The organism is Lautropia dentalis, from assembly GCF_003892345.1.
Classification (GTDB): domain Bacteria; phylum Pseudomonadota; class Gammaproteobacteria; order Burkholderiales; family Burkholderiaceae_E; genus Lautropia; species Lautropia dentalis.
Genome location: NZ_RRUE01000002.1, coordinates 227,444 through 250,492 on the forward strand (window position 1 = coordinate 227,444; position 23,049 = coordinate 250,492).

Below are 23,049 nucleotides of genomic sequence, written 5' to 3' on the forward strand. Positions count from 1 at the left end.
GTTCGCGCGCCCCGGAACCCGCTCCCGGTCACACGCCGGAGCGGGTTTTTTGCGGAGAAGGCGCTGGACGTGTCCTGACGCTCGACACCGACCAACCCGCCCGGCCACGAGCTGCTGCGTCCCAAACTGACACGCCGAAACGGGCGACCCGACAACGGGAAGAACGATCAGAGCGTGCCATGCCTCCCTTCGTCCCGCGAAACCCTTTTGGGTGCCAGGGACAGGGCAGCAGACAAAACGGGGGCAAGGCGAAAAACGGGAACGAGGCGAAAGGATGGAGCGGGTGAAGGGAATCGAACCCTCGTCGTAAGCTTGGAAGGCTTCTGCTCTACCATTGAGCTACACCCGCACGAGCGGTGCGTTGCACACCGGACGCCATTGCGAAAAGACCCTGACCGGCTGGTCAGGGTCCTGAACTGGTGGAGAGGGTTGGATTCGAACCAACGTAGGCGTAAGCCAACAGATTTACAGTCTGCCCCCTTTAGCCACTCGGGCACCTCTCCGGGGAAGAAGTGCAATTATGCTGGAGTGTTTCGTACCTGTCAAACAGCAATCCTGCCGAGGGTGGCCCGTCAGGCGATGGTCCTGTCAGACCCCGTCCGGATGCTCCCCAATACCACGACACACCCTGAAGCCCCTCGAGCCCCACCCCCCGAAACCCCGTGTTCACAATGTGCATCGCACCATCACAATACGGGAATTGCACCCATCGCCGGTGAAAAACCCCGAAAATGGGTGGGCGCCTGCCTTTCCTGTCGGGTACAAAGCCCCTGCTGCGGTGCAGCGTATTCATCCCCTTCCCCATGTTGTGCGGCGATCATCCCTGCAGACTGCGCACATTCGGGGGCATCGAATGCCCGTACCGTGTCGCAAATTTGCCAGAATGGCCCCCGGAAACGTCCTGGCGCCCACGCCCGGCGGTACGAAGGATGCCGTACCGTGGCCACGTCAACAACGGTTACATCGAAAGCCGGGGTTTAACTGGCAGAGCCGGCGTCAAGGTTGCAAAATTAGTATCTACCGCTTCCCGGCAACCGGGGAGCTTCCTTCCCCTGAAGGTTTGAAGATGGCCAAGATCTCCAAAAAGACCAAGAACCCCACTCCGCTCGCCGACGCGTTCGAACCCGCCCCGATCAACCAGAATGATCACGAGGCGCTGCGCCGCTACGTAGCCAACCGCCTGCTCTACACCATCGGCAAGGATCCCAAGACCGCCACCAAGACCGACTGGTACCAGGCCCTCGCCCGCCTGGCCCGTGACAAGCAGATCGAGAACTGGATCGAGACCACCCGCCAGCAGTACGAAGGCAAGGTCAAGCGGGTCTACTACCTGTCGATGGAATTCCTGATCGGCCGGGCGCTGACCAACAGCCTGATGTCGATGGACCTGTACGACGAGCTGGCCACCGCGCTGGCCGAAGGCGGGGTGGACCTGGAAGAAACCCGCGAGGAAGAACCCGATCCGGGGCTGGGCAACGGCGGCCTGGGCCGTCTGGCGGCCTGCTTCCTCGACTCCATGGCCACGATGGGCCTGCCCAGCTTCGGCTATGGCATCCGCTACGACTACGGCATGTTCGCCCAGTCGATCCATGACGGCTATCAGGTCGAGCAACCCGACGACTGGCTCAAGCTGGGCAACCCGTGGGAGTTCCCGCGCCGGCAGGTGACCTATCCGGTCAAGTTCGGCGGCTGGGTCGAACATGACCCCGAGAAGGGCGCCATCTGGCACGAGGCCGAGAAGGTCGAGGCCCAGGCCTACGACATGATCGTCCCGGGCTACGGCACCAAGACCATCAACACCATGCGACTGTGGCACGCCCACGCCGCCGAGAGCCTGGACCTGACGCTGTTCTCGCAGGGCAACTACATGCAGGCCGTGGCCAGCAAGAACCAGTCCGAGAACGTCACGCGCGTGCTCTACCCGGACGATTCCAGCTACCAGGGCCGCGAGCTGCGGCTGCGCCAGGAATACTTCTTCGTCAGCGCCTCGCTGCAGGACATCATCCGTCGCTACCTGCACAACCACGAGCTATTCAACGAGCTGTCCGACCAGGTGGCCATCCACCTGAACGACACCCACCCGGCCATCGCCGTACCCGAGCTGATGCGCCTGCTGGTCGATGAGCACAAGATGTCGTGGAACAGCGCCTGGGCGCAGTGCTGCAAGGTGTTCTCCTACACCAACCACACGCTGATGCCCGAAGCACTGGAGACCTGGCCGGTGGCCATGATGCGCAGCGTGCTGCCGCGCCATCTGGAAATCATCTTCGAGATCAACAAGCGCTTCCTCGACTGGGTGCGCACGCACCATGGCGAAGACCACGACCTGCTGCGCCGCGTCTCCCTCATCGACGAGACGGGCGAGCGCCGCGTGCGCATGGCCTACCTGAGCGTGCTGGCCAGCCACAAGGTCAACGGTGTGTCCAAGCTGCACAGCCAGCTGCTGGTCGACACCATCTTTGCCGACTTCGCCAAGCTGTTCCCGGGCCGCTTCATCAACGTCACCAACGGCATCACGCCGCGCCGCTGGCTGGCCAATGCCAACCGGCCGCTGTCGGCCCTGATCGACAGGTCGATCGGCACCGGCTGGCGCAAGGACCTGGACGAGCTGTCGAAGCTGAAGAAATTCGCCACGAAGCCCGACTTCCTGAAGGAATTCGCGGCCGCCAAGCTGACCAACAAGCAGCGCCTGGCCGAGTGGGTCAAGACCCACGGCGGTGTGGACATCGACCCCAACGCCATGCTGGACGTGCAGGTCAAGCGCTTCCACGAGTACAAGCGCCAGTTGCTGAACGTGCTGCACATCGTGCATCGCTACAACCAGATGGTGGCCAACCCCGACAAGGACTGGACGCCGCGCACCTTCCTCTTCTCCGGCAAGGCCGCCTCGGCCTACCGGATGGCCAAGCTGATCATCAAGCTGATCAACGACGTGGCCCGCAAGATCAATGCCGAACCGGCGCTGCGCGACCGGATGAAGGTGGTGTTCGTGCCCAACTACAGCGTCTCGGCCGCCGAGATGATCATGCCGGCAGCTAACCTGTCCGAGCAGATCTCCACGGCCGGCACCGAAGCATCGGGCACCGGCAACATGAAGCTGGCCATCAACGGTGCGCTCACCATCGGCACGATGGACGGGGCCAACGTCGAGATCCACGAACAGGTGGGCGACGACAATATCTTCATCTTCGGTCACCGCACCGAGGAAGTGGCGAAGATCAAGGCCGCTGGCTACGATCCGGCCCGCTACTATGAAGAGAACCCCGACCTGCGCCTGGTCATCGACCAGATCGGGGGCGGCTTCTGGTCGCCGGACGATGCCGGACGCTTCCGCCCCATCGCCGACTCGCTGCTGCGTCAGGACACCTACCTGCTGCTGGCCGACTTTGCCGACTACGTGGCCACCCAGGAGAAGGTCGATGCGCTGTACCGCGACCAGAACGCCTGGAACCAGAAAGCCGTCATCAACGTGGCGGGCATGGGCGTCTTCTCCAGTGACCGCACCATCATGGAGTATGCGGACCGTATCTGGAACGTGAAGCCGCTGAAGGTCTGATCGCAGCCCTCCCGGCGGCCGGGCACCAGTCCTGCCGCCAGGATCGTCCCGGGGTGCCACCCTGACACCCCGGCCACCCTGTGGTGGCGCGGGACACACGATTCCGTGCCGGGTCGGGAACACACTTTGACATTGGGTCGGTACCATGCCACGCCCATTGGGGGCCTTTCTGGGAGAAGCCGGTCAATTGCGGTATCTTCGCTGCCGGCTTTTCCGTCGACAGCTGCCGGAGAATCCGGCGCTGCCCCGCACCGCTGGATGCTTCCCTGCTCTGGAGACGTTCCGGGAACATCCGGCACCGTCATTCGGCAACAGCCTGTCGCACGACGGCCCGCCCGCCTGCGGCCGGCCGTTCCGGGCCCTGCCGTCCGACGGCCCGTCGCCTCACGGTGACGCCCGTCAGGCACCTGTCCGTCAGGCCGCCTCTCCTGCCATCGCGCCGCCAGCCGGTCACGAATCCGTCACCTGCCGGCTGCCTGTCGCCTGGATCCGGTTCTTGTTGGGAGCCAGCATCTGTCCACCATCCTTTCCGGCTGTCCGGGATGGATCGTGAACACATTTTGGACGATCCATGAAAAACGAAACCATGCCGGCTGGCCGTACCTGGCCGCTGGGTGCCACCTGTACCGACGGTGGCATCAACTTTGCCGTCTTCAGCAGCGGCGCGCTGAGCGTGACGCTGTGCGTCTTCGATGCCAAGGGACACGAGAAGGCACGCTACGCCCTCAATGGCCCGCAGAACAACATCTGGCACGGCTTTCTGCCGGACGCCGGGCCCGGCCTGATCTACGGATACCGGGTCGATGGTCCCTATGACCCGTCACGCGGGCTGCGCTACAACCCGTCGCGCCTGCTGCTCGATCCCTATGCGCGGCGCCTGCACGGCGAGTTCCGCTGGCACGAGTCGCACCTCGACCGCCCCGACACCCAGCTCGACGACAACGCCGCCTGGATGCCGAAGGCCGTGGTCACCGACGACCGCTGTTTCGACTGGGAAGGCGACCGGCCGCTGCACATTCCGATGGCCGACAGTGTCATCTACGAGGTGCACGTCAAGGGCTTCACCCGCACCAACCCGCACGTGCCGGCCGAGCTGCGCGGCACCTACGAGGGCATGGCCACGCCGGCCGCCATCGAGCACCTCAAGCGCCTGGGCGTGACCGCCGTGGAGCTGCTGCCGGTGCAGGAGTCCATCAGCGAGGGCACCCTGATCGAGATGGGGCTGTCCAACTACTGGGGCTACAACACGCTGGCCTTCTTTGCGCCGTCCCGCCGCTACGCCCGCCAGGACCCGGTCAACGAGTTCCGGCACATGGTCAAGGCGCTGCACAGGGCGGGCATCGAGGTCATCCTGGACGTGGTCTACAACCACACGCCCGAGGGTGACCAGCGCGGCCCCACGCTGTCGTGGCGCGGCCTGGACAACCAGGCCTACTACCACCTGTCGCGGCAGGACCCGGCCTACTACTGCAACTACACCGGTACCGGCAACAGCCTCAACGCCAGCAACTACACCACGCTGCAGATGATCCTCGATTCGCTGCGCTACTGGGTGGAGGAGATGCACGTCGACGGCTTCCGTTTCGACCTGGCCTCGGTACTGGGGCGCATGGCGCTGCCCGGCGCCGTCGATCCCGGCCACTTCGACCGCTATGCCCCGTTCTTCCAGGCCATCCGCCAGGACCCGGCACTGGCCGGCATCAAGCTCATCGCCGAACCCTGGGATGCCGCTGCGGGCGGCTATCAGCTGGGCGGCTACCTGCCCGGCTGGAGCGAATGGAACGACCGCTTCCGTGACACGGTACGCTGCTTCTGGCTGCAGCCGGACAAGAACCGGGGCGCCTTCGCCAGCCAGATCTCCGGCGCCAGCGAGCAGTTCCACCACGACGGCCGCACCCCGCAGGCCAGCATCAACTTCATCACCTCGCACGACGGCTTCACGCTGAACGACCTGGTCACCTACAACCAGAAGCACAACGAAGCCAACGGCGAGGACAACCGCGACGGCCACAACGACAACCACTGCTGGAACGCCGGCGTGGAAGGCCCCTCCGACGATCCGGACATCAACCGTACCCGCAACCGTCTCAAGCGCGTGATGCTGGCCTCGCTGCTGCTGGCCCAGGGCACACCCATGCTGACGGCCGGTGACGAGATGGGCCGCACCCAGCAGGGCAACAACAACGCCTACAACCAGGACAACGCCATCAGCTGGCTGGACTGGGGGGCCGCCGACCCGGATCTGCTCGAATACACCAGCTACCTGATCAGCCTGCGCCGCAAGCACCCGCAGCTGCGCCTGCCCGTCTGGCTGCTGGGCGCTCCCACGGCCTCCGGCATGCTGGATGTGCAGTGGCTCAACGACGAAGGCCAGCAGATGCGCACCGACCAGTGGTCGCAGAACGGCGACGGCGTGTTTGCGCAGTTCCTCGGCGCCCACAACAACCAGGAGCAGGACCTGCTGATCGTCTTCAACCCCGACGGCGAGAACCGGCCCTTCGTCATGCCCGAAGGCGACTGGACCATGGTGCTGGACACCAACCAGGCCGACGGACAGCCCTGGCGGGCCAACTCCCCCGAGGGCCGGGTGGATGAGACCATGACGCAGATCATGCGGATGGGGCTGGCCGTCAAGAAAATCAGCAAGCTTCGCGCACCTGTGGTCAAATGCAAGACACAGGACGCAACAAGCATGGACGTTCCCGCCGCCAAGCCGAAAGGAACCGCCGCACGCACGTTGCGTCCCCATTCCATCTACATGTTCGTTGCCCGTCGCAAAGGATGAAGACCATGAGTCCAAACACCTCCCGTGCCAGCGGCATCCTGCTGCACATCACCTCGCTACCGGATACCGAGCCCGTCGGCCCCGAGCAGCCGCTCACCATCCAGCACCCCGGTTCGGGAGATTTCGGACCCAGCGCCTATCACTTCATCGACTGGCTGGAGCACGCCGAACAGTACCTGTGGCAGATCCTGCCGCTGGTGCCTCCGGGCAGCGGCTATTCGCCGTACATGAGCCCGGCCGGCATGGCCTTCAACCCCATGCTGGTGGACCTGCGGGGCCTGGCCTCGCAAGGCTGGCTGCCGGCCGATTTCCAGGAAGACTATTCGGTCGATGGCGAGCCGGGCCCGGCCCCGCGTGACGGCCGGATCGACTTCCCGCGTGTCGAGCGTTTCCGCCTGCGTGCGCTGACCCAGGCGGCCCGCACCTTCCTGGGCAACCCCCATGAACCGATGCGTGCCGAGTTCGATGACTTCCGCGAGCGCGAAGGCGCCTGGCTGGACGACTACGCCCTGTTCATGGTGCTGGACCGCCTCTACCAGGGCAAGGCCTGGCAGGAGTGGCCGGCAGAGCACGCCCAGCGCAAGCCCGCTGCGCTGGAGCGCATCCGCCAGGAATACCGTGACGACTACCTGTTCTGGTGCTTCGTGCAGTGGGTGGCCGAGAAGCAATGGCAGGCCATTCGCACCTACGCCAATGCCCACAACGTCCGCATCGTGGGCGACGTGCCCATCTTCGTGGCACTGCACAGCGCCGACACCTGGGCCAATCCCAAGCTCTTCGACCTGGGCAAGGATCTCTGGCCCACGCACGTGGCCGGCGTTCCGCCCGACTACTTCGCCGTGGACGGCCAGCGCTGGGGCAACCCGCTGTACCGCTGGCCCGAGCACGCCAAGCAGGGCTACGCCTGGTGGATCGCGCGCGTCAAGCGCTGCCTGGCCCTGACCGACATCGTGCGCATCGACCACTTCCGCGGCTTCGATGCCTACTGGGCCATTCCGTCCACCTGCCCCACGGCACGCGAGGGTGAATGGACGCCCGGCCCAGGCATGGCGCTCTTCAACGCCCTGGAAAAGGCGCTGGGCAAGCTGCCGCTGGTGGCCGAGGACCTGGGGCTTCAGACCGACAGCCTGCGCAAGCTGCTGGCTGACACCGGCCTGCCCGGCATGGCCGTGCTGCAGCTGGCCTTCCTGGACGATTCCGAGAACGTCTTCCTGCCGCACAACCTGCGTCGCAACCAGATCGTCTACACCGGCACCCACGACAACGACACCACGCTGGGCTGGTTCGCCCAGGCTTCCGATCGGGAGCGTGCGCTGGCACAGGTCTATCTGAAGACCGATGGTCGGGAAATGCACTGGGAGCTGATCCACGCCGCCTCGCAATCCGTGTCGGGCTGGGCCATCTACCAGATGCAGGACGTTCTGGGTCTGGGCGCCGAGGGCCGGATGAACTATCCCGGAGAAGCCTCCGGCTGGTGGGGCTGGCGCTTTGCCTGGTACCAGCTGCACGAGTGGCAGACGCGCCGCCTGCGCGCCATCACCCAGGTGCATGGCCGCAGCAAGCCCGAATGGGTGTGCTCGGAAGAAGAAGAGGCCGCGAACAAGTGATCCGCTGATCTCCGGGGCCCGGCTGAAACCGGGTCTCGCGACCCACCTTCCCTGATGAGGGCCGGTTCTGCCTGCACGGGCAGGATCGGCCCTTGTCGTTTGCGCGCCCTGGGCGGCCTCAGTCGTCCTGGGCGATGCCGCCCCGCGGGTTGCGCAAGGTGCTGGCAATCAGGGCGGGCATGGGCTCGCCGCCAAAGCGGGTGAGCGGCACGTTGCGCGTGCCCCAGACGCGACGCAGCGTCACGTCGTCGATCAGCTTGCGCAGCCAGCGGTGTGACGGCAGCTGCTCCTGACGCCGGTGCCAGACCATGTCCACCCGCATGGCGGGCAGAGCCACCGGCACCGGCTGCCAGACCAGGCGCTCGGCCAGCCCCGTGGCCGGGATGAAATCGAGCGGCAGGATGGTGAGCAGATCGGACTGCGCCACCACATTGGCGGCGGTGAAGAACTGGTTGAGCGTCAGCACGATGCGCCGCGTGCGCTGGCGCGTGGCCAGCGCCTCGTCCACGAAACCGAACGGCCGGCCCGAATAGCTGACCAGCAGATGGCGGGCCGCGCAGTAGTCATCGAGGCTCACCGGGGCCTCGCCCAGCGGATGGCCCTCGCGCATCACGCACACGTACTGGCCTTCGTAGATTTCCTGATGGCCGAAGGTATCGGGCCGGTCTTCCTGCATCTCGCGCAGGATCATGTCGGCCACCGCCCCCGGAAAATGCCCGACCGCCAGATGCAGCTCGTCGTTTTCGAGCAGCGGCAGCGGATCGCGCGTGGTGAGCGGACGCAACCGCAGTGTGGCATTGGGGGCATCGCGCTGCAGACGGTCCAGCAGCGGCGGCACCAGCAGCGCGGCCGTGGCGTCGGCCATGGCAATGACGAAGGTCTCGCGGGTACGCAGCGGATCGAAGGACTTGGGCGAGATGACACCCCGCAGCGCGTTGAGCGCCGTGCGCACGTCCGGCCAGATGGCCAACGCGAAAGGAGTGGGCTCGACGCCGCGGCCGGCCCGTATCAGCAGTTCGTCCCCCAAGGCCTCGCGCAACCTGCGCAGGGCATTGCTGGCTGCCGGCTGGGTCATCGTCAGATTGCGGGCCGCACGCGAGATGTTGCGCTCGGCCATGACTTCATCAAAAACCCGCAGCAGGTTCAGATCGAAGTTCTGGAAGTCCACCTCTCCCCCAATGACACCGGACCGGTGTCGTCATCTGCACCTGTCCGGAAGGCTGCGGACCCTCGGGGATTTTCCTGGTTGGTCCTGCGGAAGATTTCCCGGTCGATCCGGCGGGAAAGCCCGGGCTTGGCCCTTCCCGGCCTGGTGCCTGTTTCGGGGGCACGTCGCCCCCTTTGGGGATCATATCATCAGCCGGGCACGCGCGGCATATACGGCCCGGCACGCCGCCGGCCTTTGACGGGAATTCGGGGTTTTCCCCAGCAGCCAGCACTTTTGCAGGGGCGTCCAGAGGACTTTCCCGGTATCCATACCCCGGTGTACGTGCCCCCGTGTCCATGCCACGGTACCCTGCCCCGCCTGCATGTCATGGCACGTGCGGCCACAAAAATCATCCGCGGGTATTCACCACAGGAAAACCCCGGTTTCAGTTTCGGTCACTGAGCACCTGCCGATACATGGCCAGATAATCGGCAGCCGCAGGGCCCCAGCTGTGATCGACTTCCATGGCCGTGCGCATCCGCCACTCCCAGGCACCGCGGTCCTGCCAGACATCGGCCGCCCGCGCCAGCGCCAGTGCAAAGTCGTGCACATCGGCCCGGTTGAACACGAAGCCGTTGCTCGGCTGCCCGTCGTGATATTCGTGCACCGTATCGGCCAGTCCGCCCACGCGGCGCACCAGCGGCAGCGTGCCATAGCGCAGTCCGTACATCTGCGTCAGCCCGCAGGGCTCGAAGCGCGACGGCACCAGAATCAGGTCGCCGCCGGCAATCAGCCGGTGCGACAGCGGCTCATCGTAGCCGATGGTGACCGACACCCACCCCGGCGCCTCCTGCGCGGCCTTGCGGAAGGCGTCCTGCAGGGCCGGATCGCCACTGCCCACCAGCGCCAGCTGGATGCCCAGCTCGCGCATCTTCGGCAGCACACCCAGCAGCAGGTCGGCCCCCTTCTGGTCGGTCAGGCGACTGACCATCACCGCCAGCATCCGGCCCGGGTCCACCGCCAGACCCAGCTCGTGCTGCACACGCTCCTTGTCGACCCACTTGCCGTTGAGGTCGTGTGCGCTGTAGTTGGCCGGCACCAGCCCGTCGATCTGCGGATTCCAGACCGTCTGGTCGATGCCGTTCAGAATGCCGGTGAGCCGGTCGCGGCGCGACAGCAGCAGGCCGTCCAGCCCGACGCCGAATTCCGGCGTGGTGATCTCGTAGGCATAGCGCGGGCTGACCGTGCTCAGCCAGTCGGAAAACGCCAATCCGCCCTTCATGAAGCTGCCCCAGCCGTGATATTCCAGCCCGTACATCGGACGCAGCATCCAGGGTTCCAGCGCCAGCGTGGCCCAGTCATCCGGCGAAAAAAGCCCCTGATAGGCCAGGTTGTGCACACTGAACACCGAACGCACCCGGCGCACCGGGTTCTGGCTCAGGTACACCGGCGCCAGCCCCGCATGCCAGTCGTGGGCATGCAGGACATCGGCCTTCCAGATCGGATCCACATCGCCCCAGGCCAGATGGGCCGCCACCTTGCCCAGCAGCGCAAAGCGGCGGGCATTGTCGGGCCAGTCGCGATTGTCCGGCCCCAGATAGGGGTTGCCCTCACGCCGGTAGTACCAGGGTGCATCCACCACGTAGGCCGGAATGCCCGAACCACGGATCCGCCCCCACAGCACCCGCACCCGGGCCGCACCCATCAGGCTGCCCAGATCGGCCACCAGGCCCACATCGTCCAGCCCGTCCAGAATGGCCGGAAAGCCCGGCAGCAGCAGGCGCGCATCCACCCCCTGCGCCTGCTGCGCCACCGGCAGCGCCGCCAGAATGTCACCCAGCCCGCCCGTCTTGACCAGCGGATATACCTCGGTGGCCACATGCAGCACCCGCAGCCGGCCGTCCGGTGCGTGCTCGTTCCGGTCCCACAGCCGTGCTGGTGGCGGCTCGGCCATCTGGGTCGAACCGGATGTGCTGGAAGGCGTATGAGTGGCGTTCATGGCAAGGCAACAGGGAGAAAAAGGATCGGGAACGGCCTCAGCCGTTCAGTCTGGCCAGCATGCTCGGCGTGATCAGCGTCACGCCGCCTTCGCTGACGTAGAAGCGTTTGGCGTCTTCTTCCGGATCCTCGCCGACCACCATGCCTTCGGGGATCACGCAGCCGCGGTCGACCACCACCTTGCTGAGGCGGGCATTGCGGCCCACCACCACCCCGGGCAGCAGCACCGCACCCTTGATCTCGGTGTATGAATGGATGCGGCAGTTGGAGAAGAGCAGCGAGTTGTGCACCGAGCCGGAGATGATGCAGCCGGCCGACACGCTCGATTCGATGGCCTCACCGCGCCGGTCCACCTTGTTGTGCACGAACTTGGCCGGCGGCAGCTGTTCCAGATAGGTCCAGATGGGCCAGGTCCGGTCGTACAGGTTCAGTTCCGGCACCGTGGCCGTGAGGTCGATGTTGGCCTCCCAGTAGGCGTCGATCGTTCCCACGTCGCGCCAGTAGGCCGGCACCTTCTCGCTGTTGTAGACGCAGCTGTCCTCGAAGAAGTGCGCCACCACCTGGCCCTGGCTCACCGCCTTCGGAATGATGTCCTTGCCGAAGTCGTGCTCGGAGCCCGGCATCTGGATGTCTTCTTCCAGCATCTTGTACAGGTAGTCGGCCGTGAAGATGTAGATCCCCATGGACGCCAGCGAACGGTCCGGCTTGCCGGGCATGGCCGGCGGATCGGCCGGTTTTTCCACGAAGGAGGTGACGCGCTTGCTGTCGTCGATGGCCATCACGCCGAAAGCCTTCGCCTCCTTGCGGTCCACCTCGATGCAGCCCACTGTCACGCCGGCACCCGACAGCGCATGGTCGGCCAGCATACGGGCGTAGTCCATCTTGTAGATGTGGTCGCCCGCCAGAATGACGATGTACTCGGGCCGGACCGCCTTGATGATGTCCAGACTCTGATAGACGGCATCGGCCGTGCCCCGATACCACGCATTTTCGTCCACGCGCTGCTGCGCCGGGATCAGGTCCACGAACTCGCCCATTTCGGACTTCAGGAAGTTCCACCCGCGCTGCAGGTGGCGCAACAGGCTGTGCGACTTGTACTGCGTCAGCACGGCCATCTTGCGCAGACCCGAGTTCATGCAGTTGGACAGCACGAAATCGATGATGCGGAAATGCCCGCCAAAATATACGGCCGGTTTGCAGCGGACATCCGTCAGCTGCTTGAGCCGGCTTCCGCGGCCCCCTGCCAGCACCAGCGCCATGGCCTGCTTGGGCAGGCGGCGTTCCAGATTGATGCGTACGCTATCGTCCATGAGTCCCTCTCCTGTTGTTCGTCAGGGACCCCTGCACGCATACCGGCGGCACGCTGTCCGGAGCCCCTGGGGAAGCACCGAACCACACGCAGGCCATCCCGTCAGCAGGCATGCGCAACAGCGCATACGCTGTCGTGATGGCAACACCGGCATTTCCGTGCTGCCTGTCTCACATTATGGCGCGACTGAAAAAAAACCGCACGCACAACCAGACAGGCGTGGGGGCAAAGGGGGGCGTGCCTCAGCCCGCAGCCGGCAGCAGCGGCAGACGGGCGTCGCGCAGCACCTGGTCGATGGTACGGCGCTGCACCGCCCGGCGCGCCGCATTGCGTACTGCAACACGGGCCACGGGCTCGCGCTCGGGCGCCGCAATGGCCACCGGCGGTGTCTCTTCGGGCAGCACTTCCTGCCGCCAGGGGGAACTGATGTCGACCAGCGTGCCGTCCGGATCCCGCGTCAGGAAGCGGCGCTGGCCATAGAATTCGTCACGCGGCGGCTGCACGATGGGCAGACCGCGCACCACGGCACGGGCGTGGATGTCGTCGACATTGTCGACCACGAAGGTCAGATACATGCCCACCGGCGCCGCCCGCCAGTGGGCCGGCAGCAGCGGATGGTTGCGCTGGATGAGGCCCAGTTCCAGCCCTGGATCGGAAGGCGAACGCAGCCGGATGTACCAGTCGGATTCGGATGCGACTTCCATGCCCAGCAGGTCCGCGTAGAAATCGCGGCTTTCCTGCAGGCGCTCGCTGCTGATGTTGCTGAGCAGTCGTCTTACGGCCATGGGGTCTCACCTCCTCCAGAACAATTTTTCATGCTAACGGCCCAGTGTGATGTTTCGCCGACAGCATCCGCCAGACGGCAGGGGACGGCCGGCCGGCGGTCCGGGCGTCGTGGCAGGCATCCCACACGGCCCGAAGACTGCGGTCGCAGGGCCGGACCGGACCATGCGCCCCACCCATACCCGCGCCCATCCGGGCACCAGCCCCCATGTCCGCAGCGGTATCCACGTCTGCACGGCTCCCCATGTCCACGCCGGTATCCGTGCACCACGTTTTCGACGGAACCCGCACGCCAGCACCAGCACACCCGTGCACCCATGCCGGCAGCGCCCCAGAACATACCGCAGCCCCACCGCAGGCGACCTCCCACAAACGGTGGCATCATGAGCAGTTTCCGGCCTGCCCAATAAGGGGGGTCGTGCCTGCCATCACCATCCTGCCACCGATTCCCCATCCATCCTGTCACTGCCTCTCCCGCCACCTGGCCCTTCCCGCTTTCCATCCAGCACCTTCCACATGAACCATCCGCCTTCCGGCTGCCCCTTCCATCACGGCGCAGACCAGCCATCACCCACCGCAGCCGGCAACGCCCCGGCAACCAGCAGCAACATCCCGGCAACGACTGCCCGACAGCGTCCCACCGACGAGGCCATCCTGAACGCAACCCGCACCTGGGTGCAGAAGGCCGTCATCGGGCTCAACCTCTGTCCGTTTGCCAATGCCACGGTAAAGAAACAGCGCCTGCGCATCCAGGTCAGCCACGCCACCGAACCGCTGGCCCTGCTGGACGAGCTGCGTGCCGAACTGAAACGCCTGCTCGACACCGACGAGACCAAACTCGAGACCACACTGCTGGTCTGCCCCGACACCCTGGCCGATTTTCTGGACTTCAACGATTTTCTGGACACCGCCGACGCCCTGCTCGACGAGCTGGACCTGCACGGCACCTTCCAGATTGCCAGTTTCCATCCGCACTACCAGTTTGCCGGCAGCTCGGCCGACGACATCGAGAACGCCACCAACCAGTCGCCCTGGCCCACGCTGCACCTGCTGCGCGAAACCAGCATCGACCGCGCCGTGGCCGCCTGGGGCGACGACACCGACCGCATCTACGAGAACAACATGGCCCACCTGCGAGCCATGGGCCCCGACGGCTGGCGCCAGCTGAAAAATCAGTGGCAGCCGGACGCCGGAACGGACGCCGATCCGGCAGATACCCCGCCCCCCAACCCTACACCCGCAGCGCGACATCCTCCCGCTGCATCGGGCGCGCTTCGGTGACATACTCACCGCCCCCCGCCCTTTCTGATACCCTTTGCAGGCTGGTATCTCCCTACGACCTATCCCATGACCGACTCACTGCGTACCCGCCTGTCCGCCATCGAGCCCGCATCCCTGCGTGGCATCACCCGTGGCCTGGAGAAGGAAAGCCTGCGGACCACTGCCGATGGCAAGCTGTCCATGCGGCCGCATCCCCGTGCGCTGGGCTCCGCCCTCACGCACCCGCACATCACCACCGATTTCAGTGAGTCCCAGGTCGAACTCATCACCGGCGTCCACGACAGCATCGACGCCTGCCTGGCCGAACTCACCCGCGTCCACCAGGAAACCCTGACCCACATCGACGGCGAGCGGCTCTGGTGCACCAGCATGCCCTGTCCGCTGCCGCCCGACCGCGACATTCCCATCGGCCAGTACGGCAGCTCCTTCATCGGCCGCGCCAAGACCATCTACCGGCAGGGCCTGACCTGGCGCTACGGCAGCCGCATGCAGACCATCTCCGGCCTGCACTACAACTTCTCCCTCCCGCAGAGCCTGTGGCCCGAACTGGCCCGCATGCCCGGCCTGAAGCTCGACGGCAGCAACCCCAAGCATGCCCGCAGCCAGGGCTACTTCAGCCTGATCCGCAACTTCCGCCACCACTCCTGGCTGCTGCTTCTGCTGTTCGGCGCCTCGCCGCTGGTGCAGCGCGGCTTTGCCGAGGGCATGCCCCACATCCTCAAGGCCTTCGGCCGGGACGCCCTGGGCCTGCCACACGCCACCACGCTGCGCATGGGGCCGCTGGGCTACCAGAGCGAGGCCCAGGCCAGCATCGGTGCCAGTTACAACTGCCTCAAGAGCTACGCCGAATCGCTCTACGACGCCCTCACCTCGCCCTGGCCCGCCTACGAGAAGATCGGCATCCGGCACGACGGCCAGTACCGTCAGCTCTCCACCTCCCTGCTGCAGATCGAAAACGAGTTCTACGGCACCATCCGCCCCAAGCAGCCCATCCGCAAGGGTGAACGGCCGCTGGCCGCCCTGGCCGCCCGCGGGGTCGAGTACATCGAAGTGCGGCTGATGGACCTCGACCCCTTCAGCGCCATCGGCATCACCGCCGAAACCATCCGCTTTCTCGACATCTTCCTGCTGCACTGCCTGCTGTCCGACAGCCCGCGCGACACCCCCGAGATCAACGCTGCCCAGTCGGCCAACCGGCACACCGTGGCCCAGCGTGGCCGTGAGCCGGGCCTCGCCCTGCTCGAAAACGACGGCAGCCACCGCCCGCTGCTGGCCTGGGGACAGGAAGTCCTCACCGAATGCGAAGCCGTGGCCCAGCGCCTGGACGAAGCCTGGCCCGAGCACCAGGGTGCCTACGCGGCCGCCCTGCGCATGGCCCGCCAGCGTCTGGAACACATGGAACACACACCCTCCGCACGCCTCATGGCCGACATCGCCACCCAGGGCAACGGTTCGCTCACCCAGTACACCATGGCGCAGTCCGAGGCCCACCGCCAGCACCTGCTGGCCCAGCCGCTGCCGGCCGACATTCGAGAGGCCTTTGCCACCATGGCCCGCGAATCCTTCGTCGAACAGGCCGACATCGAAGCCGCCGACACCGGTGACTTCGAAACCTGGCGGCAGCAGTACATCACCTCCGTCTTCCCGCTCATCGCCGACTGACCGCCAGCCGCACCGTGACCGAAAACGACGCACAGCAGATCCTGCTGGTCCGCGCCCTCGAGCGCCAGCCCGCCTCCGCCACCTGGACCGAAGACGACCGTCTGCACGCCACACAGCAGGCGCTGCGCGAGGCCGGCCCGCAGGCCGACGCCCCCACCTTCATCAGCACCCGCGCCCGGCTGGCCTGCGAACGGCTGTTCACCCGCAAGCCGGCGCTGGCCGACCTGCTGCACCGCCTGCACTGGCGCGGCTGGTTCACGCCCGTGGCCCTGCTGGTGGCCCTGCTGGCCGGTGCCCTTCTGGATTCAGCCGGTGGCAACCGCATCAACATCCTCAACCCCCCGCTGCTGCTGATCATCGCCTGGAACCTGTTCACCTATCTGGTGCTGGCCGGCGGTGCCCTCGTACGTGCCCTGGGCGGCCGGGGCCGGAAAGGTGCCCAGGACGATGCAGGCCATCACCACATGGCGCCCGCCCCCGGCTCCCCGTCCCCGAACGGCACCCAACGTACAGCCTCCAGTCGCGCTTCACGGCAGGGTACGTCCACACCACGCGGCAGCAGCCTCCCGGACGCACCCGACAGCCCGGCAGCCGTCACCGGCAGTGGTCCCTTCGGCGCCCTGCGCCGGCTGGTCGTGCGGCTGGCCACGGGCCAGGGCTGGAGCACCCCGGCACACAGCGACGACAACCTGGGCGCCCGCTTCACCCGCCAGTGGTTTGCCGTGGCCGCGCCGCTCTACAGCCAGCGCGCCCTCACCCTGCTGCACGCCGGCGCCCTGATGTTTGCCACCGGCGCCCTGGCCAGCCTCTACCTGCACGGCCTGGTGCTCGAATACAGGGCCGGCTGGGAGAGCACCTTCCTCGTCGCCCCGCAGGTCGAAACCCTCACCCACGGCCTGTGGGGCCTGGCCAGCCTGCTGAGCGGCATTGCCCTGCCCGATGCCGCCGGGCTGGAAGCCATGCGCTTTCCGCAGCATCCGGGCGTCAACGCCGCCCCCTGGATTCACCTGCAGACGCTCACCGTCGTGCTGGTGGTGATCATCCCCCGCCTGCTGCTGGCCCTCTGGCACCGCGAGCAGGTCCGCAAGCTGCGCACGCACTTCCCGCTGCCGCTCGACGACACCTACTTCCGCGACCTGCTGCGCAACCAGCGCGGCGAATCGGCCACCGTCTGGGCACAGCCCTACAGCTACACCCTGAGTGACGCCGCCCGCGCTGGGCTCACCCCGCTGCTCACCCCCGTGCTGGGCAGCCAGATCCGCCTGCGCCTGCAGCCCTCGCTGGCCCTGGGCGACGAGGACGACCTGCCGCAGCCCCTGCCCCATATCGACGGTGCCCAACTGGCCGTGGCCATCTTCTCGGCCTCGGCCACCCCCGAAGCCGAGAACCACGCCACCTTCCTCGCCACGCTGGCCCGTCGCCTGCCGGCTGGCCTGCCCCTGCTGGCCCTGGTGGACGAAAGCGCCTTCATCGCCCGTTTCGGCCACGACACCGCCCGGCTGGACAGCCGCCGCACCGCGTGGCGCCGCATCCTGGGCAGCCGCAGCGACATCCTCCCCGTCTTCGTCAACCTGGCCGCCGACGCCCAGCCTGCCGACGTCACCGGACAGCTGGAAAGCCTGCTGAACGCGGTGCCCGCCTGACCCCGGCCCTGCGCCCGGAAAGCCCCGGCCACATCCTGCCGGATACGATGGGATACGTCCTGCTCCCGGGCGCTTCCAGACAAGGCAGATCCGGCCGCCAACCACGTTTCAGGATCCGCACGGCGTCCAGGTGCTTCCGGCCACTCCCGTACCCGGCAGGCAATCCCGTCGCACCGTATCAGGAACTGCCAGAGTGTGTATCGGACTGCGCATTCGGCACAGCGAAGCAGGGGCGGCTGATGGCACAATCATGTCTGTGCCCCTGTCTTCCCGTCCTGCCGGTCACACCGGCCGCAACCTTCCGGGTCATGCCGGCTGCCGCCGGCCTTTCCGACCGGATACCCTTCCCGCCGTCACAGCCGTGCCTGCCTCAGACGCCAACACCATCTCCCTCAGCCTGGTCTCCCACACCAACGTGGGCAAGACCACGCTCGCCCGCACCCTGCTTTCCGAGAACGTGGGCGAAGTGCGCGATGAGCCGCACGTCACCGACACCGCCGACCGCCACGAGCTGGCCGCAACCCCGCAGGGCGACCTGCTGCTGCTGTGGGACACCCCGGGCTTCGGCGACAGTGCCCGGCTGGCCAAACGCCTGCTGCAGTCCGACAAACCCATCGGCTGGTTCGTCAGCCAGGTCTGGGACCGCTTTGCCGACCGCGCCCTCTGGTCCAGCCAGCAGGCCGTGCACAACGTCCGCGAAGAGGCCGACGTGGTGCTCTATCTGGTCAACGCCGCCGAAAATCCCGAGGACGCCGGCTACGTCGAACCCGAAATGAAGATCCTCGCCTGGATCGGCAAGCCCATCATCGTGCTGCTGAACCAGATGGGCCCGCCGGCCAGCCACCATGCCGAAGAGGCCGAGATCGACCGCTGGCGCACCTACCTCACCCGCTTCGGCAACGTCCACCAGGTACTGGCGCTCGACGCCTTCGCCCGCTGCTGGGTGCAGGAAGGCGCCCTGCTGCAGGCCGTCGAGCCGCTGCTGCCGCAGGCCAAGCGCGAGTCCTTTGCCCGGTTGCACCGCCTGTGGCAGAACCAGCGACGCCAGACCTTCGACCGGTCCATGCACATCCTGGCCGAGCGTCTGGCCGCCACCGCACTCGACCGCGAACGCATCCCCAACAGCAGCCTGAAGGACCAGCTGCGCGAAGTCGGCAAGGTACTGGGCGTCTCCCGCCAGAAGCAGGACGACCCCAAACAGGTGGCCATGAACCAGCTGGCCGAGCGCCTCAACACCGCCATCCGCCACTCCACCGACGAACTCATCACCACCAACGGCCTCACCGGCCACGCCGCCGATGAAGTGCTCAGCCGCATGGCCGACCACTACGACGTGACCGAAAACCTCAACGAGGGCCACGCCGCCATGGTCGGCGGCATCGTCACCGGCGCGCTGGCCGGCCTGAAGGCCGACTTCCTCAGTGGTGGCCTCACCCTGGGCGGTGGCATGATCGCCGGTGGCGTGCTGGGTGCCCTCGGTGGCGCCGGCCTTGCCCGGGGCTACAACATGGTGCGCGGCATCGACGCCATCACCGTCACCTGGACCGACGCCGTCATGAACCGCCTCGTCCAGTCCGCCCTGCTCACCTATCTGGCCGTGGCCCACTACGGCCGGGGCCGCGGCGACTGGGCCGAATCCGAACACCCCGCCCACTGGGAAAAAACCGTCACCGACGTCCTGGCCCGCCAGCACGAGCAGTTCACCCAGTTCTGGCGCAAACGCCAGAACTTCGGCCCCGACCGGCTCACGGCCGACCTGCAGACGGAGCTGACACTGGCCATGGAGCGGATCCTCATCCGTCTCTACCCCAACGCCCTCTCCATGGCCGCACTGGGCAGCGGCGCCAAGCGCCTCAACATCGCGCTGGCCGCCGACCTGGCCGAGGCCCGGGGCGAACACGAACAGGCCCGCAAGGCGTCCCGAAAGCAGGAAGAGCCCACCTACGCCGCCGAACTGCGTGCCGGCTTTGCTGCCGGCCGCACCGCCTCCACTGCCCGGCTCGACACCCCGCACCATGCGCCGGGCAGCACACCCGACAGCGTCTCCCCCGGCAACATCCCCGCCAGCAGCATCCCGGGCAGCACGACCCCCGCCGGCAGCACAGCCCCACCCATCACCAGCACATCGGCCTCCGGGGGCAGTAGCCACCGAAGTCCACCCGAAGAGGCGGCTGAAGCAAGTGAGAACTCACTTCTGGAGGGTGCCCTGGGTTTTTTCGGCGCAGCCGGCGACCACGCCGATAAAGCCGGCGCGCCCGAAACCCACGGCGTGAACAGCAGTCCGTCTGCCCGCAGTGCCCAGGGCACTGCCCCCCGGGGTAGCGGCCGCATCTCTGAAAGCCATGTCTCTGCAGGCGAAGCCCTGGAAGGCCCGGCCCCGGAAAACCGCGCGCCCACCACAAACGGTGTGATCCCAGGTGCCAGCAGCACTGCTGCCGCTTTGGAAAACCACGTGCCGGAAACGCAGGCACGAACTACCGCTCCCCTGAGCGGCGCCTCCGAAGCTTCGGAGGTCACAGTGGCTACCGGCCCAGCCCTCACCACGAAAGATACGCCAGACGACCAGGCCACCAGCGCCAGTCATGCCGGCAGCACCTCGTCTACAGGCGTCCCATCTGCCAGCCCGCCTGCCACCGCCAATATATCCGGCGCGGCAAGTGGCAACCCACGTGCCAGCGGCACAGGCCAGGGCAGTTCCGGCACGGACGGCGTTACCCACAACAACACCAGGGGCAGCGCCAGCACCGGCAACGCCGACGCACAGAACCGCAGCACCGCCAAAGCCACCCGCGCCGAGCAGCACACCGCCTCCACCCGCAGTTCCAGAGGCAGTCACTCTGGCGGAAAATCCCGCCGCAGGCGCAAGCACTGACCTTGCTGAAGACCTCCCGCATCAAACGCTGGTTCATGCTCACCCACCGCTGGCTGGGGGTGGGCATGTGCGTACTGTTTTTCATCTGGTTCCTGTCCGGCATGGTGATGATGTATGCCGGCCACCCCAAGCTCACCCTGCAGGAACGGCTGGCGCACCTGCCACCGCTCGAGAACGCCGCCACTGGCTCACTTTCCGCACGTGCCAGTGCCCTGCAGAATCCAGAAGCCCTCCAGAATCCGGATGCCCCCCAAAGTCCGGACACCCTTCTCTCCCCTGCCGAGGCGTTCACGGCCGCGGGCTTCGACACCAGCCAGCCGGTCGAAGAGCTGCGCCTGTCCCGGAGCCGTGCCGGCCAGCCCATCTATGTCCTGCGGGGCGAGGGCAGAACCTTCATTGCCATCGACGCCCGTACCGGCCAGCGCGTTCCGCCCACCGACCGGGCCACTGCAGTGGCCAGTGCCTGCGTCTACTGGATGTACAGCACAGATCCTCCGAAGCCGCAGCGCTGCCCGCCCGCTCCTCCGGAGGCACATCCCCACCTTTCGGCCGATGCGGACGCCCCGACGCAGCAATCCCATACGGTTTCCCCGACACCCCACCCCGATACAGCCGCCGGCACGCCGCCCCCAGCGGTACCGGAACACACAACGGCACAGTCTGAACGCATCCCGGCGCCCCGCTACCTCGGTACCGTCCACGAAGACGCCCACACCCACAGCCACGGCCTGAACGGCCATCGCCCGCTGCACCTCGTGCAACTGCCCGACGCCCACAACACCCTGCTCTACATCTCGGGCACCACCGGCGAAGTCGTGCGCGACGCCCCGCAACCGGAGCGCGCCCTCAACTATGTCGGTTCGTGGCTGCACTGGCTCTACATGTTCCGCGACACCGCCATCAACTGGACCAGCCTCATCATCGTGCTGGCCCTCATCGGCATCGCCACCGCCGTCACCGGCATCGTCGCCGGTCTCATCCGCTGGCGCTTTGCCGGCACCTACCGCAGCGGATCACACTCGCCGTTCGCCCCGGGCATGATGCGCTGGCATCACATCCTCGGCATGGTGTTTGCCCTGAGCACCATCAGCTGGATATTCAGCGGTCTGATGTCCATGGACCCCTGGGACATCTTCACCGGCCCGGAAAGCACCATCGATGCCGAGACGATCAGCAGCGAACGGATCAAACCCCGGCGGGCGAAGGCTACCCCACAGGCCCTGCTGCAGGCCATCCGACAGGGCAACCCTGCCGCCCCCGAAGAAAACCCTTCATCCAGACAGGCCCCCACCTCCGGACAGAACCCCTCCTCCGAACAGAAACCCGCTGCCGCCTCAGCAAAGGCCGTATCGACGCCGCACGTCGTGGAACTGCAATGGCGCATCGTGCTGAACAAGACCGTCGTGCAGCCAGTCTTTCAGCCGTTGGCAGATGGACATGCTGCGCCTCCACCCATTGCCGCCATCACCCATCCCGACCACAGCGCAGCTGCCGATACAACCACGCACACGTCCGGCCACACCAATACTGGCACCAGCGCCCGCGTTTCCCCCAATCGGGGTGATGGCAGGAACACCCTGTTCGCCGCCCGGGACGCCCGTCCCTGGCACTTCAGCCCTGCCCGCCTGCAGGGTGCCCTCATCGGCCTGAGCCCGGACCTGCCACCGCGCATCGAAACGATCGCCCAGGACGACTTCTACTACTACCGCCGCGCCAGCCACACCATGACCGGTGGCCGCAGGGAACATCCGCTGCCCATCTGGCGCGTCCGCTACAGCGACCCGCAGCAGACCTGGCTGCACATCGACCCGGCCACCGGCACCGTACTGGGCCAGTCGGACAGCCGCGCCCGGCTGGAGCGCTGGCTGTTTGCCCTGTTGCACAGCTGGGATCTGCTGCCCCTGCTGCAGCACCGGCCGCTCTGGGACATTTTCATGCTGGTGCTGGGCATGGGCGGCCTGCTGCTCTCGGGTACCGGCATCTGGGTGGGCGTGCACCGCTCCCACCTGAAATGGCGGAGCTGGCGGGTCAAAAGGGCACGAACGCTGCGGGACGGCACCTGATATCGAAGTCGCGGGCTGCCGGCGCCTTCCCGCAAGAGGGCCACCCATAAAGAAAGCAATACGGACGCACTTCCCGCAAACCTGCCCAAGCAAGCAGCCAACCGCCTGTCCTCCCTTGCGAGTATCCGCTACAACCACTGCCAGATGCCCGGTCGTCCGTGGCGCAGCCATTGACGGCAAACGACAACGCAGCGGATCACCCGGCCATGGGGCAAAGTGCCGCAGGATTTTTACAGAGATTCTCAAAACTCCGGTCAAACTGTGCAGTAACTCACCTGATATCCATTCGGCCTAACCCATACGACAGATCAGGCACCTTTTCAAAGGCCGGCGAAAAGCGCAT

12 protein-coding genes and 2 tRNA genes are annotated in these 23,049 nt (G+C 66.4%); 8 read left to right on the forward strand and 6 right to left on the reverse strand.

Features of this window, described 5'->3' with window-relative positions:
* Nucleotides 1–275 precede the first annotated feature (275 nt).
* Nucleotides 276–349 (reverse strand) — tRNA-Gly (locus EHV23_RS09085).
* Between the two features lie 68 nt (nucleotides 350–417).
* A tRNA-Tyr gene (locus EHV23_RS09090) sits at nucleotides 418–503 on the reverse strand.
* Between the two features lie 563 nt (nucleotides 504–1,066).
* On the opposite strand from EHV23_RS09090, the gene EHV23_RS09095 reads away from it, so the two are divergent.
* The 3 genes from EHV23_RS09095 to malQ all read left to right on the forward strand — a co-directional run bounded on the left by EHV23_RS09095 (nucleotide 1,067) and on the right by malQ (nucleotide 7,948).
* Nucleotides 1,067–3,556 carry a glycogen/starch/alpha-glucan phosphorylase gene (locus tag EHV23_RS09095; RefSeq protein WP_238990404.1) on the forward strand — a complete coding sequence of 830 codons (2,490 nt, stop codon included), beginning with the start codon at nucleotides 1,067–1,069 and terminating at the stop codon, nucleotides 3,554–3,556.
* A gap of 571 nt (nucleotides 3,557–4,127) precedes the next feature.
* Nucleotides 4,128–6,341 (forward strand): glycogen debranching protein GlgX, encoded by a 2,214-nt coding sequence (glgX, locus tag EHV23_RS09100; RefSeq protein ID WP_125095794.1) that lies wholly within the window; start codon nucleotides 4,128–4,130, stop codon nucleotides 6,339–6,341.
* A gap of 5 nt (nucleotides 6,342–6,346) precedes the next feature.
* Nucleotides 6,347–7,948, forward strand: coding sequence for a 4-alpha-glucanotransferase (malQ, locus tag EHV23_RS09105; protein ID WP_125095795.1), 1,602 nt, complete (start codon nucleotides 6,347–6,349; stop codon nucleotides 7,946–7,948).
* A gap of 118 nt (nucleotides 7,949–8,066) precedes the next feature.
* On the opposite strand, the gene EHV23_RS09110 is transcribed toward malQ, so the two are convergent.
* The 4 genes from EHV23_RS09110 to EHV23_RS09125 form a co-directional block, all read right to left on the reverse strand.
* Nucleotides 8,067–9,116: a LysR family transcriptional regulator gene (locus EHV23_RS09110; RefSeq protein ID WP_238990405.1), complete on the reverse strand. Its 1,050-nt coding sequence runs from the start codon at nucleotides 9,114–9,116 to the stop codon at nucleotides 8,067–8,069.
* Nucleotides 9,117–9,540: 424 nt separating this feature from the next.
* Complete coding sequence (gene glgA, locus EHV23_RS09115) at nucleotides 9,541–10,989, reverse strand: glycogen synthase GlgA (RefSeq protein ID WP_125096786.1); 1,449 nt, start codon at nucleotides 10,987–10,989, stop codon at nucleotides 9,541–9,543.
* Nucleotides 10,990–11,131: 142 nt separating this feature from the next.
* A complete protein-coding gene (gene glgC / locus EHV23_RS09120) occupies nucleotides 11,132–12,403 on the reverse strand; it encodes a glucose-1-phosphate adenylyltransferase (protein WP_125095796.1) in 1,272 nt (423 codons plus the stop codon).
* Nucleotides 12,404–12,644: 241 nt separating this feature from the next.
* Nucleotides 12,645–13,187, reverse strand: a complete 543-nt coding sequence (locus tag EHV23_RS09125; RefSeq protein WP_125095797.1) for a VOC family protein — start codon at nucleotides 13,185–13,187, stop codon at nucleotides 12,645–12,647.
* Between the two features lie 514 nt (nucleotides 13,188–13,701).
* Between EHV23_RS09125 and EHV23_RS09130 the strand changes: the two genes are divergently transcribed.
* The 5 genes from EHV23_RS09130 (at nucleotide 13,702) to EHV23_RS09150 (ending at nucleotide 22,706) form a co-directional block, all read left to right on the forward strand.
* Nucleotides 13,702–14,466 (forward strand): DUF1415 domain-containing protein, encoded by a 765-nt coding sequence (locus tag EHV23_RS09130; RefSeq protein WP_125095798.1) that lies wholly within the window; start codon nucleotides 13,702–13,704, stop codon nucleotides 14,464–14,466.
* A 66-nt stretch (nucleotides 14,467–14,532) separates the two neighbouring features.
* Entirely contained in the window at nucleotides 14,533–16,128 is a 1,596-nt protein-coding gene (gshA, locus tag EHV23_RS09135; RefSeq protein WP_125095799.1) for a glutamate--cysteine ligase, read from the forward strand.
* Between the two features lie 14 nt (nucleotides 16,129–16,142).
* Complete coding sequence (locus tag EHV23_RS09140; protein WP_125095800.1) at nucleotides 16,143–17,771, forward strand: DUF2868 domain-containing protein; 1,629 nt, start codon at nucleotides 16,143–16,145, stop codon at nucleotides 17,769–17,771.
* Nucleotides 17,772–18,132: 361 nt separating this feature from the next.
* On the forward strand, nucleotides 18,133–20,643 hold the full coding sequence (locus EHV23_RS16095) for a GTPase domain-containing protein (RefSeq protein ID WP_238990407.1): 2,511 nt from the start codon (nucleotides 18,133–18,135) through the stop codon (nucleotides 20,641–20,643).
* A gap of 2 nt (nucleotides 20,644–20,645) precedes the next feature.
* Nucleotides 20,646–22,706 carry a PepSY domain-containing protein gene (locus tag EHV23_RS09150; protein WP_125095802.1) on the forward strand — a complete coding sequence of 687 codons (2,061 nt, stop codon included), beginning with the start codon at nucleotides 20,646–20,648 and terminating at the stop codon, nucleotides 22,704–22,706.
* Nucleotides 22,707–23,049: the final 343 nt, after the last annotated feature.